General features: G+C 70.7%; 10 protein-coding genes and 1 pseudogene. 8 read left to right on the forward strand and 3 right to left on the reverse strand.

Annotated elements, in window-relative coordinates; translation table 11 throughout:
* Positions 1–123: 123 nt before the first annotated feature.
* Positions 124–915 (forward strand): hypothetical protein, encoded by a 792-nt coding sequence (locus ABZ904_RS47600; protein ID WP_361830359.1) that lies wholly within the window; start codon positions 124–126, stop codon positions 913–915.
* A gap of 377 nt (positions 916–1,292) precedes the next feature.
* On the opposite strand, the pseudogene ABZ904_RS47605 reads toward ABZ904_RS47600, so the two are convergent.
* A pseudogene (locus tag ABZ904_RS47605) lies at positions 1,293–1,499 on the reverse strand (phosphoesterase); the annotation flags it as partial.
* Between the two features lie 213 nt (positions 1,500–1,712).
* A complete protein-coding gene (gabT, locus tag ABZ904_RS47610) occupies positions 1,713–3,047 on the reverse strand; it encodes a 4-aminobutyrate--2-oxoglutarate transaminase (protein WP_360998555.1) in 1,335 nt (444 codons plus the stop codon).
* A gap of 306 nt (positions 3,048–3,353) precedes the next feature.
* Between gabT and ABZ904_RS47615 the strand changes: the two genes are divergently transcribed.
* The 4 genes from ABZ904_RS47615 (at position 3,354) to ABZ904_RS47630 (ending at position 11,355) form a co-directional block, all read left to right on the forward strand.
* Complete coding sequence (locus ABZ904_RS47615; protein ID WP_361830361.1) at positions 3,354–5,471, forward strand: ATP-binding protein; 2,118 nt, start codon at positions 3,354–3,356, stop codon at positions 5,469–5,471.
* Positions 5,472–5,638: 167 nt separating this feature from the next.
* Complete coding sequence (locus ABZ904_RS47620) at positions 5,639–7,297, forward strand: PucR family transcriptional regulator (protein ID WP_361830363.1); 1,659 nt, start codon at positions 5,639–5,641, stop codon at positions 7,295–7,297.
* Between the two features lie 144 nt (positions 7,298–7,441).
* A complete protein-coding gene (locus tag ABZ904_RS47625; RefSeq protein ID WP_359402707.1) occupies positions 7,442–8,887 on the forward strand; it encodes an aldehyde dehydrogenase family protein in 1,446 nt (481 codons plus the stop codon).
* A 527-nt stretch (positions 8,888–9,414) separates the two neighbouring features.
* On the forward strand, positions 9,415–11,355 hold the full coding sequence (locus ABZ904_RS47630; RefSeq protein WP_361830365.1) for an acyl-CoA dehydrogenase family protein: 1,941 nt from the start codon (positions 9,415–9,417) through the stop codon (positions 11,353–11,355).
* 107 nt (positions 11,356–11,462) lie between these two features.
* Here the strand turns inward: ABZ904_RS47630 and ABZ904_RS47635 are convergent, their stop codons facing one another.
* A complete protein-coding gene (locus tag ABZ904_RS47635) occupies positions 11,463–11,915 on the reverse strand; it encodes a lamin tail domain-containing protein (protein ID WP_360998559.1) in 453 nt (150 codons plus the stop codon).
* Between the two features lie 187 nt (positions 11,916–12,102).
* Between ABZ904_RS47635 and dxr the strand changes: the two genes are divergently transcribed.
* From dxr to ABZ904_RS47650, 3 genes are all read left to right on the forward strand, one after another.
* Positions 12,103–13,359, forward strand: a complete 1,257-nt coding sequence (dxr, locus tag ABZ904_RS47640) for a 1-deoxy-D-xylulose-5-phosphate reductoisomerase (protein WP_361830367.1) — start codon at positions 12,103–12,105, stop codon at positions 13,357–13,359.
* On the forward strand, positions 13,356–14,660 hold the full coding sequence (locus tag ABZ904_RS47645) for a site-2 protease family protein (RefSeq protein ID WP_359402694.1): 1,305 nt from the start codon (positions 13,356–13,358) through the stop codon (positions 14,658–14,660). Before dxr ends, ABZ904_RS47645 begins: the two co-directional genes overlap by 4 nt.
* 168 nt (positions 14,661–14,828) lie before the next feature.
* Positions 14,829–15,064, forward strand: a 236-nt coding sequence (locus ABZ904_RS47650) for a flavodoxin-dependent (E)-4-hydroxy-3-methylbut-2-enyl-diphosphate synthase (protein ID WP_359402691.1), incomplete at its 3' end; no start/stop codon positions are given.

Raw genomic sequence — 15,064 nt, forward strand, 5'->3', positions numbered from 1 at the left:
CGTTCTCGATCTCAGCAATCAGATCATCGCAGGCCGGGGGCACCCTTCTGCTATCGGAGCGTCAGTTCAGATTCCCAGCTGAGCACATGAGGTTGACGCGCCGACGTGGCACGGAACGAGCGGTTGGCTGACTTGAAGCCCGTTCGCCAGCGTCATGCCGCCGCTCTGGCGCTGTGGCGGTGGCGTGCGCCGGTGCGGGCGTTCGAAATGGATGCGGACTGGGGCGTCGACCCGCATGTGCTGGAGTCGCTGTTCCGAGTGGCAGCGGAACCTCCTGGGGAACGGTCGAACCGCGCCTATGGCCAGGCATTCGCCGAGCTGTGCAAGGCCCCGATCTTCGAGTCCGAAGTCGACCCAGACACGGTCCAGCTCTTCCAGCTGGAAATCTTCGGGGGCTTGTGGGCCTTCGGCGATCTGCTCGACAAGTCAGGCCTGGACGAGGCCGAACGAGTTGTCGAGCTGTCGTCCGGCCTGGCGGGCTATCTGGACGGTCTCGTCGAGGGCTCGTTCTACTCCCATCCCTCGGAGGAAGCGCACCACCAGTACCTCGCCGACCTGGCGGACCGTACGAGCGGCGAGGGCTACTTCGCCTCACGCAACTTCGCTGTCGAGTCCGCGTGCCATGGCACCCTCCGGACGTTTCGCGATTCCGATGGGCTGCTCGACTCGTCCGCGGGACGCGAGTTGCTCGCGCTTTGCGAGGACTTCGGCGAAGAGCTCGTCGCAACGCTGCGGTGGCTCCGCACGACGGGCCATCAGCGATCACGCCGCGAGCCTGGTGGCGGGCCGGCGACTCGGCGGGCGATGCGTCTGGGCACCTCACCCGTGTGTCCGAATGTACGCGCGACGCGGTCTCCGGTAAGGGGTGGCACCTCGGTGCGGGCCAGCGCCGCCGACGATCGGACAGGGCCGTAGATGGGCACACAGAGGTTACTCGGCGTTCACTCCTTGATCGGTGTGGCGACGAACGAGCCGAGGCCGGGCGTGGTGACGACGAGACCCTCTTCCGTGCTCCGCAAGACACGATGAGGCGGGGACCGCCCGCCCCGTCGGAGGACCTCAAGCCTCTGGCGGGGCGGGTTCCTTTTTCCTGCGCGCGTGTTGAAGGCCGGCAAGGGCACGATCTGGCTTCAGCCGAGACAGGGACGCCGCCCGCTCGTTCCACGAGCGGGCGGCGTCGGTGTGCCAGTGACTGGACCGAGGTGGAAACGCCGGAGGGTCAGCGCAAGGGGGGGTGTGCGCTGACCCTCCGGTGACGGCTGTCTCGGTTACTTTCCGAGTCCTACTTGCGAAGGAACAACGGGGGTGGTTCCGGGGCGGCCGTCAGGATCGGTGTGCCGCCCGCCCCGGGGGGTTTGGGGCGTGCGGCCGTCCGATCGGTGAGGAGATCCGGAGCCGAAGGCCCCGGGTGTGTGCGCGAGGGCACGACCAGGTCGAAGCTGGGGAGGCCTCGGCCCGATGTCACCCACAGTCCCCTGTGGGCGGGGTGTTTCTCTCATCTGGGTAGAACCTACGACAGGGGGAACCACTCCGACAGCAGGAAACGCGCCCTGCCATCCACCTCGCACACCTTCTTCACACGCTCTGACCTCTGCCCCCTCCGGCTCGGCCCCGCGGTGGGCGCGGGGCCGGGGAGGGCAGGGGACCAGGAGCACGCATCCTGTGGCTCAGCTGGGATTTTCCTGTGAGCGCGAGGTCATTTCCCCGGTGCGTCAGATGCGCGCGAAAGCCTGCTCGATGATGTCGAGGCCCTCGTTCAGCAGGTCCTGACCGATGACGAGCGGGGGCAGGAAGCGCAACACGTTGCCGTAGGTGCCACAGGTCAGGACCAGCAGGCCCTCCTGGTGGCAGGCCTTGGCGAGCGCGCCGGTCACCTCCGGGTTCGGCTCCTTGGTGGCGCGGTCCTTGACCAGCTCGATCGCGATCATGGCGCCGCGGCCGCGCACATCGCCGATGACGTCGAACTTCTCGGCCATCGCCGTGAGGCGGGCCTTCATGGTCTCCTCGATCTCCTTCGCGCGGGCGTTGAGATCGAACTCCTTCATCGTCTCGATCGCGCCGAGAGCGCCGGCGCAGGCGACCGGGTTGCCGCCGTAGGTGCCGCCGAGGCCGCCCGCGTGTGCGGCGTCCATGATCTCGGCGCGACCGGTCACGGCGGCGAGCGGCAGACCGCCCGCGATGCCCTTGGCGGTGGTGATCAGGTCCGGGACGATGCCTTCGTCCTCGCAGGCGAACCACTGGCCGGTGCGGCAGAAGCCGGACTGGATCTCGTCGGCGACGAAGACGATGCCGTTGTCCGTGGCGAACTTGCGCAGCGCGGGCAGGAAGCCCTTCGCCGGCTCGATGAAGCCGCCCTCGCCGAGCACCGGCTCGATGATGACGGCGGCCACGTTGTCGGCGCCGATCTGCTTGGTGATCTGGTCGACGGCCTGGGCGGCGGCCTCGGGGCCGCAGTTCTCCGGACCGGTCGGCCAGCGGTAGGCGTACGCCATCGGCATGCGGTAGACCTCGGGCGCGAACGGGCCGAAGCCGTGCTTGTACGGCATGTTCTTGGAGGTCAGGGCCATCGTCAGGTTGGTCCGGCCGTGGTAGCCGTGGTCGAAGACGACGACCGCCTGGCGCTTGGTGTAGGCACGGGCGATCTTGACGGCGTTCTCGACGGCCTCGGCCCCCGAGTTGAACAGCGCGGACTTCTTGGCGTGGTCACCGGGCGTGAGCTCGGCCAGCGCCTCGGCGACGGCCACGTAGCTCTCGTAGGGCGTGACCATGAAACAGGTGTGCGTGAAGTCCTGCAGCTGCGCCGACGCGCGGCGTACGACGGCCTCGGCGGAGGCGCCGACCGACGTCACCGCGATGCCGGAGCCGAAGTCGATCAGACGGTTGCCGTCGACGTCCTCGATGATCCCGCCGCCCGCGCGCGCGGTGAAGACCGGCAGCACGGAGCCCACGCCCTGCGCGACCGCCGCGGTACGGCGGGCCTGCAGTTCCTGCGACTTCGGGCCGGGGATGGCGGTGACGACGCGGCGCTCCTGGGGAAGTGCGGTCATGGGGGCTCCCTGAGATCGTGCGAACCCGGCCCGGAGCAGCCGGTGCACCGGCGCGCCGGTGGGCGGCGGGGTCGGGCGGGGGTGTTTTTCGGACGCTTACCTTCTTTTCTCGCAGGTTAAGACCGGTCGCCGGGGGTGGGCATGCTCCATGTGGGCGCCTTGGCCGTGGCCGCTTGTCCGCACTGGACATAGCGCCGTGGGTCGCGGCTTCGCGGGCCCTGCCGTGTAAGCGGTGAACTCCCCTTGCGGGGGCGTTAGATTGACTCGCTGATGGTGCAGGGAGCGGCTGGTCAGGGGGCAGGAGCGATGGACAGCGACGGGACGCAGGACGCGCGCGGCACACGGGCCAATCCCGTGCCGCGTCCGGCCGGGCCGCCTCAGGTGCCGCCCCGGCCGACGCACGCCCCCGGAGCACCGCCCCGGCCGGACGGCGCGGCGTTCCTGGCCTGGCTGCGCGCGCCGCGGCCGGAGACGGCGCCCGGCGTGTGGCGACTCGGGCACCGGCCGCGGCCCGAGCAGGAACCCGAGCGGACGCCGACGCGGCAGCTGATCAGCGGGGCGCTCATCGCCTTCCTGGTGGGCTGGCTGATCTGGTCGCTGCTGTGGAACGGCTACCTCGGCGGCTGGTGGGTCGTGCCGCTCGAACTGTTCACTCCGGACTCCTGGCGCCACAGCGGCGACCGCGTCGGCAACGCCTTTCTCTGGTACGGCTACTACACGGTCATCGCCCTCGCCATCATGACCGTCGTCGGCAAGCTCGGCCGCTGGGGCGAGCTCTGGCGGCGCTTCGGCCCGCCGGCCTGGCGCGCCGCCGCCCCGGTCAGCGAGCGGCCCCCGGCACCGGAGGACGACCCGGCCCAGTGGAACCAGCTGCGCGCCGCCGGTGCGGGCGACGCCGCCGACCGGCTCGCCGCCGACGCGCGCGCCGGACTCATGGGCGACGTTGACCACGCCCGGGTGGCCCGCGCCTGGCAGGGTGTGCTCAACGGCCGGCACAGCCTCGCCTCTTTCACCGGCGCGGTCCTCAAGGACGGCGCCGCCGCCTGCCTGCACCCCTCGGGCGAGCGCGACCTGCCCGCCCGGCTCGGCCGGCACGACCTGATCACCGGGCAGGTACGGCTCGGCTCGACCGTCGACGACACCCGCAACCCCTACGCCTACCGCGGCACGGGCCTCGCCCTCGGCCCCGAGCTGCTCGGCACCTCGCTGGTCGCCGTCGGCCCCGCGGGCTCCGGCAAGACCGGCTCGGTCGTATGGCCGCTCGCCGAGTCGCTGTGCCTGCACGCGCTCGCCGGCCGGGCCGCGGTGGTCGTGGTCGGCGCGGCCGGTGCCGGGCTCGGCCCGGCGGACGCCTACGACGTCGTCGTACGCATCGGCCATCCCGAATCGGTGTACGACCTGGACCCGTACGGCGGGACCAGCGACCCGGACGAGGCGGCGGCCGTGCTCGCCGAGGCGCTCGTGGGCGACCTCGCCGATCCGCACCCGGGCGGGGACAGCCGCCGCTCGACCACCGTGCTCGCCCAGTTGCTCGGGCCGTACCGGGCCGTGCACGGCCGGTTCCCGTCCGTGCCGGAGCTGCGTCAACTCCTCGACGGAGCCCCCGGACCGCTCTCGGCGTTGCGCAAGGCCCTTCAGGACACCGGGCAGGACTCGCTGCTGCGCGAGCTCGACGCGCGCGAGCGTCAGTCGGGGCACCCCGGCGACGTGGGCGGCGTCCTGGCGGACCGGGTCGCGCTGCTCGACCGGCCGGCGTTCGCCGCCTTCTTCGACACCTCAGGGCAGTCCCGGCCCTTCTCCCTGCGCGCCCTCGACCACCCGGTACGGGTCAGGATCGACCTTCCCGAGCGCGGCCACGCCGACGCCTCGCGGATCCTGGCGCGACTGGTCCTCGCCCAGTTCACGGCCAGCGTCGCGACCCGCGAGGACCGGTCGCTGTTCGCGTGCCTCGTGCTCGACGACGCCACGGGTGCGGTGACCCCCGAGACCGTGCGCGGCATCCAGCGGCTGCGGTCCGCGAACGCCGGCGTGGTCCTGACCCTGCGCACCCTCGACGACGTCCCCCGGCCGCTGCGGGGCCCCCTGCTCGGCGCCACCGGCTGCCGGATGGCGCTGTCCGGGCTCACTCCCTGGGACGGGCAGGACTTCGCCGAGGTCTGGGGGAAGGAGTGGATCGAGACGCGGGACGTCACGGACCGGCAGATCATCGCGGAGACCCCGGCGGGGAAGGCGCTGCACATGCTGCGGCGGGTGATCACCGGGCATGCGCCCACCGCGCGGGCCGTGACCGTCCGCCAGGTCGAGCGCGAGCGTTGGTCCGCGTCCGAACTGGCGCACGCGGTCCCGCCCGGCCACGCGGTGCTGTCCCTGACGAATGTGCGGGGCGAGCATGCGCCTCCGCTCCTCGTGGACCTGCGGAGCTGAGACAGCCGGGCCGGGACGTCCGGGGTTCTGGGCACGCGGCGACCGTACGGTGAGGCAGAATCGACATAGCTCGTTCATACGCGGCGGCCAAAGGATCACAAAGATCACACAGTCCGTGGCTGCCATGGATTTCGTGCAGACCCTGTCCGTGCCGACCTGAAGGCCTCATGCCTCCCACGCTCGCCTCGCTCGTCCACCACTCCGCGCTGAAGCTCACCGTGCGCGCGGGCCAGGACCGCCTGGACGTGCCCGTCCGCTGGGCGCACGTCAGCGAGCTCGCCGACCCGGTGCCCTACATGGAGGGCGGCGAGCTGCTACTGATCACGGCGCTGACTCTGGACGCCGACGACCCCGAGGCCATGAGCCGCTATGTGAAGCGGCTCGTGGGCGCGGGCGTGGTCGGGCTCGGGTTCGCCGTCGGGGTGAACTACGACGAGATCCCGAAGGCCCTCGTGGACGCGGCGCGAGAGGAGGGGCTCCCGCTGCTCGAGGTGCCCCGGCGCACCCCCTTCCTCGCCATCAGCAAGGCCGTCTCCGCCGCCATAGCGGCCGACCAGTACCGCGCGGTGACCGCGGGGTTCGCCGCCCAGCGCGAGCTGACCAAGCAGGCCCTGAGCGACGGCCCCGAGGGACTGCTCGCCGCGCTCGCCGGGCAGGTGGACGGCTGGGCCGCGATGTACGACGCCTCCGGCGCCGTCGTCGCGGCCGCACCCGAGTGGGCGGAGCGGCGGGCGGCCCGGCTCACCGCCGACGTGGAACGGCTGCGGGAGCGGCCCGCCCCGGCCAGTTCCGTGGTCGCGGGGCCGAGCGGCGAGGACCGGGTCGAGCTGCACTCCCTCGGCACCGGCCGGCGCCCGCGTGCCGCGCTCGCCGTGGGCACCGCGGCCGCGCTGGGCACCGCCGAGCGGTACGCCGTGCACTCCGCCATCGCCCTGCTGACCCTCACCACCGAGCGGTCCCGGTCCCTGCACGCGGCCGAGCAGCGGATCGGGGCGGCCGTGCTGCGCATGCTGCTCGCCGGCCAGCCCGACCACGCGCGGGCGGTGGCCGGGGACCTGTACGGCGGCCTCCTCGACGCGCCCTTCCGGCTGATCCTCGCCGAATCGGCGTCCGCGTCGGCGGCCCGGGCGCACGCCGACGGGCACGCACGCGTGGCGCCCGTGCCGCAGACCGCCGTGGCGCCGGCGCTGGCCGAGACGAACGGCGATCCGCTCGGTGGGCTCACCGAGACCCTGGAGTCCGCCGCCGCCCGCTCCGGGGAGGCCGTGCTCGTCGTACCCGACGGTGAGCGGCTCGTGGTGCTCGCCGTCGACGGGGGCGCGGCCGTGGCCGCCTGCCAGGAGTACGTGCAGGCGGCGCGGGCCGCCGCGGTGGAGCAACCGGCCGCCGACGGGGGCGAACTGGTGGTGGGGCTTTCGGCGCCCGCCGGGCCGATCGCCGTCGCGGCCGCTTACAAGCAGGCCGAGCAGGCGCTGTCGGTGGCCCGGCGGCGCGGCCGGTCCCTGGTCGAGCACGAGGAGCTGGCGGCCGGCTCGGTCGTGCCGCTGCTCGCAGACGACGCCGTGCGTGCCTTCGCGGACGGTCTGCTGCGCGCGCTGCGCGAACACGACGCCACGGGGCGAGGCGATCTGGTCGCCTCGCTGCGCGCCTGGCTGTCCCGCCACGGCCAGTGGGACGCGGCGGCGGCCGACCTCGGCGTCCACCGCCACACGCTGCGCTACCGGATGCGAAGGGTCGAGGAGATCCTCGGGCGCTCGCTCGACGATCCGGACGTGCGGATGGAGCTGTGGCTGGCGCTCAAGGCGTCCGCCTCGGCGGGCGAGTGACGGCCACCGGACCGCGGCTGTACAACCCGTACTAGCCCCGCACCCCACTGCTACGCACCGGACAAACGACCCATCGCCCACCCGGCCCTACCGTGGACCTCGAACTTCATGGAACACCAACCTCGGAAGGGCCGGGACTCGCACATGACTTCCACCCACGCCTTCTGGCTCGCCGGCCGCCAGGCCACCGGTGAGACCACCTTCGACGTCACCTCCCCGTGGGACGGCCGGCTCGTCGGCAAGGTCAGCGTCCCGACCGAGGCCCAGGTCGAGGAGGCCGTGGCCGCCGCGTACGCCGTGCGCGACGAGTTCGCCGCCACCCCGGCGCACGTCCGGGCCGCCGCGCTCGACCATGTGTCGAAGCGCCTGGTCGAGCGCACCGAGGAGATCGCGCAGCTGATCTCCGCCGAGAACGGCAAGCCCATCAAGTGGGCCCGTGGCGAGGTCGGCCGCGCCGTGTCCGTGTTCCGCTTCGCGGCCGAGGAGGCCCGTCGCTTCAACGGCGGCGAGGCCCAGCGCCTCGACACCGACGCCGGCGGCCAGGGCCGCCTCGCGCTGACCCGGCGCTTCCCGAAGGGCGTCGTCCTCGGCATCGCGCCGTTCAACTTCCCGCTGAACCTGTGCGCCCACAAGGTCGCCCCGGCCATCGCCGCCGGCGCCCCGATCATCCTCAAGCCGGCGCCCGCCACCCCGCTGTCCGGCCTGATCATCGGTGACCTGCTCGCCGAGACCGACCTGCCCGCCGGCTCCTGGTCGATCCTCCCGGTCGCCAACGACCGCATGCCCGCGCTGGTCCAGGACGAGCGTCTGCCGGTCATCTCCTTCACCGGCTCCGACAAGGTCGGTTACGCGATCATGGACTCGGTGCCGCGCAAGCACCTCACCCTGGAGCTCGGCGGCAACGGCGCGGCCGTCGTCCTCGCCGACTACACGAGCGACGAGGACCTGGACTGGGCCGCGAACCGCATCGCCACCTTCTCCAACTACCAGGGCGGCCAGTCCTGCATCTCCGTGCAGCGCGTGATCGCCGACGCGTCGGTCTACGACCGGCTGCTCCCGCGTATCGTCGCCGCGGTCGAGGCGCAGGTCACCGGTGACCCCTCCGACTCCGCCACGGACGTCGGCCCGCTGGTCAGCGAGGACGCGGCCAAGCGCGTGGAGTCCTGGGTCGAGGAGGCGGTCGGTGCGGGTGCCAAGCTCCTGACCGGTGGCAAGCGGGACGGCGCCGCCTACGCACCCACCGTCCTGACCGAGGTGCCGGCCGATGTGACCCTCTTCTGCGAGGAGATCTTCGGGCCGGTGCTCACGGTGCAGAAGGTGGACGGCGAGGCGGAGGCCTTCGCCGCCGTCAACGACTCCAAGTACGGCCTCCAGGCGGGCGTGTTCACGCACGACCTCCAGGTCGCCTTCCGTGCCCACCGGGCCCTCGAGGTCGGCGGCGTCGTCATCGGCGACGTGCCCTCCTACCGCGCCGACCAGATGCCGTACGGCGGCGCCAAGCAGTCCGGTGTCGGGCGTGAGGGCGTCAAGTTCGCGATGGACGACTACACGTACGAGCGCGTGCTGGTCCTGACGGGCCTCGCTCTCTGACGCCACGTTCACACCGACGGCCGGAGCCCGCTGTGCGGGGGCTCCGGCCGTCGGCGTACGACCACATCCCGAGCCGGGCACGGTCGTGCGCAGGAACGTCCGGGTGGGTGACAGGCAACGGGCCGACAGGGACAGCGTCATATGCGGGCGTTGCGCCTATTCGGCATACAATATGTTTCTTCATTCCTCCACGGTCAGACCACCCCGCGAGTCACCCTGTCGTGGGCGAGTCGTGCGGGGGTGCCGGTCGTCGGGGCCCGGTGTCGCAGGTCGTGGCCGCCGAGGTCTTCAAAGGCCCGGGTCGACTTGACACCAGGGCCAGTTCGGCGGATGTCGGCCGAGGCGTTTTCCCGGGCGGGTGATTGCGCGAGGACTGGTGGCGGCGCCCGGATTGGGGTACCAACGATCGAGTAGCACCGGTCAGTAACGTACGCCCCGCAAGATCGCCGTACGGCGCACTTGGTCGTCGTACGACTTCTTGATCGAAGTACGCCCCATTGATCCCGATTCGCGGCGAGGTGAGCCTCATGTCCGCACCAACAGCCCCCACTCCCAAGCCCACCGTCACCGAGCGTGAGGCCCGTCAGGTCGCCGAGGCCGCACGCCAGCAGGACTGGCACAAGCCCAGCTTTGCCAAGGAGCTGTTCCTCGGCCGTTTCCGGCTCGACCTCATCCACCCCCACCCGCTGCCCACCGACGAGCACGTACAGCGCGGCGAGGAGTTCCTCGCCAAGCTGCGCGACTTCTGCGAGACGCAGATCGACTCCGCCCGCATCGAGCGGGAGGCGCGGATCCCCGACGAGACGATCGACGGGCTCAAGGAACTCGGCGCCTTCGGCATGAAGATCGACACGAAGTACGGCGGTCTCGGCCTCACCCAGGTGTACTACAACAAGGCGCTCGCTCTGGTCGGCTCCGCGAGCCCGGCGATCGGCGCGCTGCTGTCCGCGCATCAGTCGATCGGCGTACCGCAGCCGCTCAAACTCTTCGGCACCCAGGAGCAGAAGGACACCTTCCTGCCCCGCTGTGCCCGCACCGACATCTCGGCGTTCCTGCTCACCGAGCCGGACGTGGGTTCGGACCCCGCCCGCCTCGCCACCACGGCCGTCCCGGACGGGGACGACTACGTGATCGACGGCGTGAAGCTGTGGACCACCAACGGCGTGGTCGCCGATCTGCTCGTCGTCATGGCGCGCGTGGCCAAGTCCGAAGGCCACAAGGGCGGTATCACCGCGTTCGTCGTCGAGGCCGCGTCGGAAGGCGTCACCGTCGAGAACCGCAACGCCTTCATGGGGCTGCGCGGCCTCGAGAACGGCGTCACGCGCTTCCACCGCGTGCGCGTCCCGGCCGCCAACCGCATCGGACCCGAGGGTGCGGGCCTCAAGATCGCGCTCACCACGCTGAACACCGGCCGGCTCTCCCTGCCCGCGATGTGCGTGGGCGCGGGCAAGTGGTGTCTGAAGATCGCCCGGGAGTGGTCGGCGGTCCGCGAGCAGTGGGGCAAGCCGGTCGCGCTGCACGAGGCGGTCGGTTCGAAGATCTCCTTCATCGCGGCGACCACCTTCGCCCTGGAGGCGGTCGTCGACCTCTCCTCGCAGATGGCCGACGAGGACCGCAACGACATCCGTATCGAGGCCGCCCTCGCCAAGCTGTACGGCTCGGAGATGGCCTGGCTGATGGCCGACGAGCTGGTCCAGATCCGCGGCGGCCGGGGCTTCGAGACGGCCGAGTCCCTCAAGGCGCGCGGCGAGCGGGCCGTGCCGGCCGAGCAACTGCTGCGCGATCTGCGCATCAACCGGATCTTCGAGGGCTCCACGGAGATCATGCACCTGCTGATCGCACGCGAGGCGGTGGACGCCCATCTGTCCGTGGCCGGTGATCTGATCGATCCGGACAAGTCCCTGGCCGACAAGGCGAAGGCCGGTGCGAACGCCGGTGTCTTCTACGCCAAGTGGCTGCCGAAACTGGTCGCGGGTCAGGGCCAGGTCCCGGGCGCGTACGGCGAGTTCCGCCAGGAGGTCGACCTCTCCTCGCACCTGCGGTACGTCGAGCGCAGTGCCCGCAAGCTGGCCCGCTCCACGTTCTACGGCATGTCCCGCTGGCAGGGCCGCATGGAGACCAAGCAGGGCTTCCTGGGCCGGATCGTGGACATCGGCGCCGAACTGTTCGCGATGAGCGCGGCCTGCGTGCGGGCCGAGCACCTGCGTCGCTCGGGGCAGCACGGACGCGAGGCCTACCAGCTCGCCGACGTCTTCTGCCGGCAGTCCCGCATCCGTGTCGAGGAACTGTTCGGTCGGCTGTGGGCCAACACGGACGACCTCGACCACAAGGTGGTCAAGGGAGTGCTGTCCGGTACGTACGAGTGGCTGGAGGACGGCGTCGTCGACCCGTCCGGCGAAGGCCCCTGGATCGCGGACGCGACGCCCGGCCCGAGCCGCCGGGAGAACGTGCACCGTCCGATCCGGTGACGGCGGCATCCCCGCGCCCCTTTCGGGGCGCGGGGAACCGCGCGATCAATCACGGGTGACCGGCGGCCGACGCATGACGCGCGGCCCCGGTTGCTTGCTCGCGGGGCTCAGCAGTACTTGTCGCTGGGGTCCCGCGTCGTCCACGAGCAGGAGTCGACCTTCGAACCGTTCGACTTCGTCAGCGTCGCCGTGTCGCTCGTGTTGTTCCAGACGTACCAGCGACGGTTCTGGTACTTGTCCGCCGTGGTGTCCTTGCCCCGGCCGGTGTGCACCTTCATCGTCTTGTGCGCACCGATCTTCACGTTGGGGAACGTGTACCGGTGGTTCGAGGCGTCCTTCAGGATCCAGCCCTTCAGCGAGACCGCCGAGGAACCGTTGTTCTTGATCTGGACCCATTCGGCGTTCAGGCTCTTGTTCGAACCGTCGTCCTTGCCGGGGCTGTCGAACCAGACCCGGTAAATGGTCACCCCGCCCGCGGCCTGCGCGGGAGTGGCCAGGAATGCCGTGCTCGCCAGGGCCACGGCGCCCGCGAGAGCGGGCAGGGCGGCGCGAATGCGCATGAAGATCCCCCCAAGGATGTCGTCCTCCGGCCGGTCTCCCACCGGCCAGGATTGAAGTGTTATCACAAGATCTTCACTGGAGCTTCACAGGAGGCGATTCTGCTTCGCCCGGCAGCGAGGGCGGATAGGGCACACGCGTGAGGGATGCCCTGTCCTCACGTCGGCGCCGTACCGCAACAATGGAGGAATGAGCGACAGTCCAGCCCCTCTTGCCGACCCCCATCTCGTCTTCGACTCCGTGGACGGAATGCGGGAGGTCGTGATCCTCGGCTCCACCGGCTCGATCGGCACCCAGGCCATCGACCTCGTGCTGCGCAACCCCGACCGCTTCCAGGTCACCGCGCTCTCGGCCAACGGCGGCCGGGTCGGACTGCTCGCCGAGCAGGCCCGCCGGCTGCGCGTGCGCACGGTCGCCGTCGCGCGCGAGGACGTCGTGCCGGCCCTGCGGGAGGCCCTGAGCGCCCAGTACGGCCCCGGAGAGCCGCTCCCCGAGATCCTCGCCGGACCCGAGGCGGCGACCCGCCTGGCCGCCTCGGACTGCCACACGGTCCTGAACGGCATCACCGGCTCCATCGGCCTCGCGCCCACCCTCGCCGCCCTGGAGGCGGGCCGTACGCTCGCGCTCGCCAACAAGGAGTCGCTCATCGTCGGCGGCCCGCTGGTGAAGGCCCTGGCCAAGCCCGGCCAGATCATCCCGGTCGACTCCGAGCACGCCGCCCTCTTCCAGGCCCTCGCCGCCGGCACCCGCGCCGATGTGCGCAAGCTCGTCGTCACCGCCTCCGGCGGCCCGTTCCGCGGCCGGACGAAGGCCGAGCTGGCCGACGTCACCCCCGAGGACGCCCTCGCCCATCCCACCTGGGCGATGGGCCCGGTCATCACGATCAACTCGGCGACCCTGGTGAACAAGGGCCTGGAAGTGATCGAGGCGCACCTGCTGTACGACATTCCCTTCGATCGCATTGAGGTGGTCGTGCATCCGCAGTCGTATGTCCACTCGATGGTGGAATTCACGGACGGATCGACGCTGGCGCAGGCGACGCCCCCGGATATGCGGGGGCCGATCGCCATCGGACTCGGCTGGCCCGAACGGGTGCCCGATGCGGCGCCCGCCTTCGACTGGAGCAAGGCCTCCACCTGGGAATTCTTCCCGCTCGACACCGAGGCGTTTCCCTCGGTCGGACTCGCCCGGCACGTGGGAGAGCTCGCGGGCACGGCCCCGGCAGTGTTCAATGCGGCAAATGAGGAGTGCGTCGACGCGTTCCTGAACGGCAGCCTGCCGTTTCTCGGGATCATGGATACGGTCACACGGGTGGTGGAGGAACACGGCACCCCTCGTAAGGGAACTTCTCTGACCGTCGCGGACGTCCTCGAAGCGGAGGCCTGGGCGCGCGCCCGGGCGAGGGAACTGACGGCGCAGACGGCAACCGCGGAGGCTCGTGCATGACGACCCTGATGATGATCCTCGGCATAGTCGTCTTCGCGTTGGGCCTGCTGGTCTCGATCGCCTGGCACGAGCTGGGGCATCTGTCGACGGCCAAGCTCTTCGGCATCCGGGTGCCGCAGTACATGGTCGGCTTCGGCCCGACCGTCTGGTCCCGCAAGAAGGGCGAGACCGAGTACGGCGTCAAGGCGATTCCGCTCGGCGGCTACATCCGCATGATCGGGATGTTCCCGCCGGGGCCGGACGGCCGGATCGAGGCCCGCTCCACCTCGCCGTGGCGCGGGATGATCGAGGACGCCCGGGCCCAGTCCTTCGAGGAACTGCAGCCCGGTGACGAGGACCGCCTCTTCTACACGCGCAAGCCGTGGAAGCGGGTCATCGTCATGTTCGCGGGCCCCTTCATGAACCTGATCCTCGCCGTGGCGGTCTTCCTCGGCGTGATGATGACCTTCGGCGTCCAGACCCAGACCACCACGGTCTCCAAGGTCTCCGACTGCGTCATCCAGCAGAGCGACAACCGCACCAAGTGCGTGAAGGACGACCCGGCCGCTCCCGCCCGGGCCGCCGGACTCAAGCCCGGCGACAAGATCCTCGCGTTCAACGGCGCACAGGTGCAGGACTGGTCCATGCTCCAGTCCGAGATCCGCGCCAACCCCGGCAAGGACGTCACGCTCACGGTCGAACGCAAGGGCCAGAAGGTCGACCTGCACGCCCACCTGATCAAGAACCAGGTGAGCAAGACGGACGGCAACGGCGGCTATGTCGAGGGCAAGTACGTGTACGCCGGCTTCCTCGGCTTCACACCCGCCGCCGGCATCGTCCCGCAGTCCTTCGACCAGTCCGTGCAGCGCATGGGCGACATGATGGAGAACGGCGTCGAGTCGCTGATCTCCCTGCCCGGCAAGATCCCGGCGCTGTGGGACGCGGCCTTCGGCAACGCGCCCCGCCAGCCGGACTCCCCGATGGGCGTGGTCGGCGCGGCCCGAGTCGGCGGTGAGGTGTTCACCCTCGACGTCCCGCCGTCCCAGCAGATCGCGATGATGCTGCTGCTCGTCGCGGGATTCAACCTGTCCCTGTTCCTGTTCAACATGCTTCCGCTGCTTCCGCTCGACGGCGGGCACATCGCGGGCGCCCTGTGGGAGTCGCTGCGCCGGACCGTGGCCAAGGTGCTGCGCCGCCCTGACCCGGGCCCCTTCGACGTGGCGAAGCTGATGCCCGTGGCGTACGTGGTGGCCGGGATCTTCGTCTGCTTCACCATCCTGGTGCTGATCGCGGATGTGGTTAACCCGGTGAAAATCTCCTAGCCACTCGGTGTTGGCGGCGGCCGGGCAGACTTCTTCCCGGCCGCCGCCTATTGGGTGGGTTTAACGGACCGTGATGTGCTGGCGTCGGGGCCCGTGGCGTAATCTCAAGGCTTGGAGCCCGTCGTTCCGGGACCGGACCTTGATCCACAACTTGGGGTTGCACAGCAGATGACTGCGATTTCACTTGGCATGCCGTCCGTTCCGATCAAGCTCGCCGAGCGCCGGAAGAGCCGGCAGATCCAGGTCGGATCCGTGGCGGTGGGCGGTGACGCCCCGGTGTCGGTGCAGTCGATGACGACGACCCGTACCTCGGACATCGGTGCCACGTTGCAGCAGATCGCGGAGCTGACGGCGTCGGGCTGCCAGATCGTCCGGGTGGCGTGTCCGACGCAGGACGACGCGGA

It is taken from the genome of Streptomyces sp. NPDC046900 (assembly GCF_040644975.1).
In the GTDB taxonomy this organism is placed as follows: domain Bacteria; phylum Actinomycetota; class Actinomycetes; order Streptomycetales; family Streptomycetaceae; genus Streptomyces.

Bases quoted from the DNA above. Each gene is read 5' to 3' on its own strand.
- ABZ904_RS47645 (WP_359402694.1), top strand. From the start codon at position 13,356: ATGACGACCCTGATGATGATCCTCGGCATAGTCGTCTTCGCGTTGGGC.
- ABZ904_RS47635 (WP_360998559.1), bottom strand. From the start codon at position 11,915: ATGCGCATTCGCGCCGCCCTGCCCGCTCTCGCGGGCGCCGTGGCCCTG.
- dxr (WP_361830367.1), top strand. From the start codon at position 12,103: ATGAGCGACAGTCCAGCCCCTCTTGCCGACCCCCATCTCGTCTTCGAC.
- ABZ904_RS47620 (WP_361830363.1), top strand. From the start codon at position 5,639: ATGCCTCCCACGCTCGCCTCGCTCGTCCACCACTCCGCGCTGAAGCTC.
- gabT (WP_360998555.1), bottom strand. From the start codon at position 3,047: ATGACCGCACTTCCCCAGGAGCGCCGCGTCGTCACCGCCATCCCCGGC.
- ABZ904_RS47615 (WP_361830361.1), top strand. From the start codon at position 3,354: ATGGACAGCGACGGGACGCAGGACGCGCGCGGCACACGGGCCAATCCC.
- ABZ904_RS47630 (WP_361830365.1), top strand. From the start codon at position 9,415: ATGTCCGCACCAACAGCCCCCACTCCCAAGCCCACCGTCACCGAGCGT.
- ABZ904_RS47625 (WP_359402707.1), top strand. From the start codon at position 7,442: ATGACTTCCACCCACGCCTTCTGGCTCGCCGGCCGCCAGGCCACCGGT.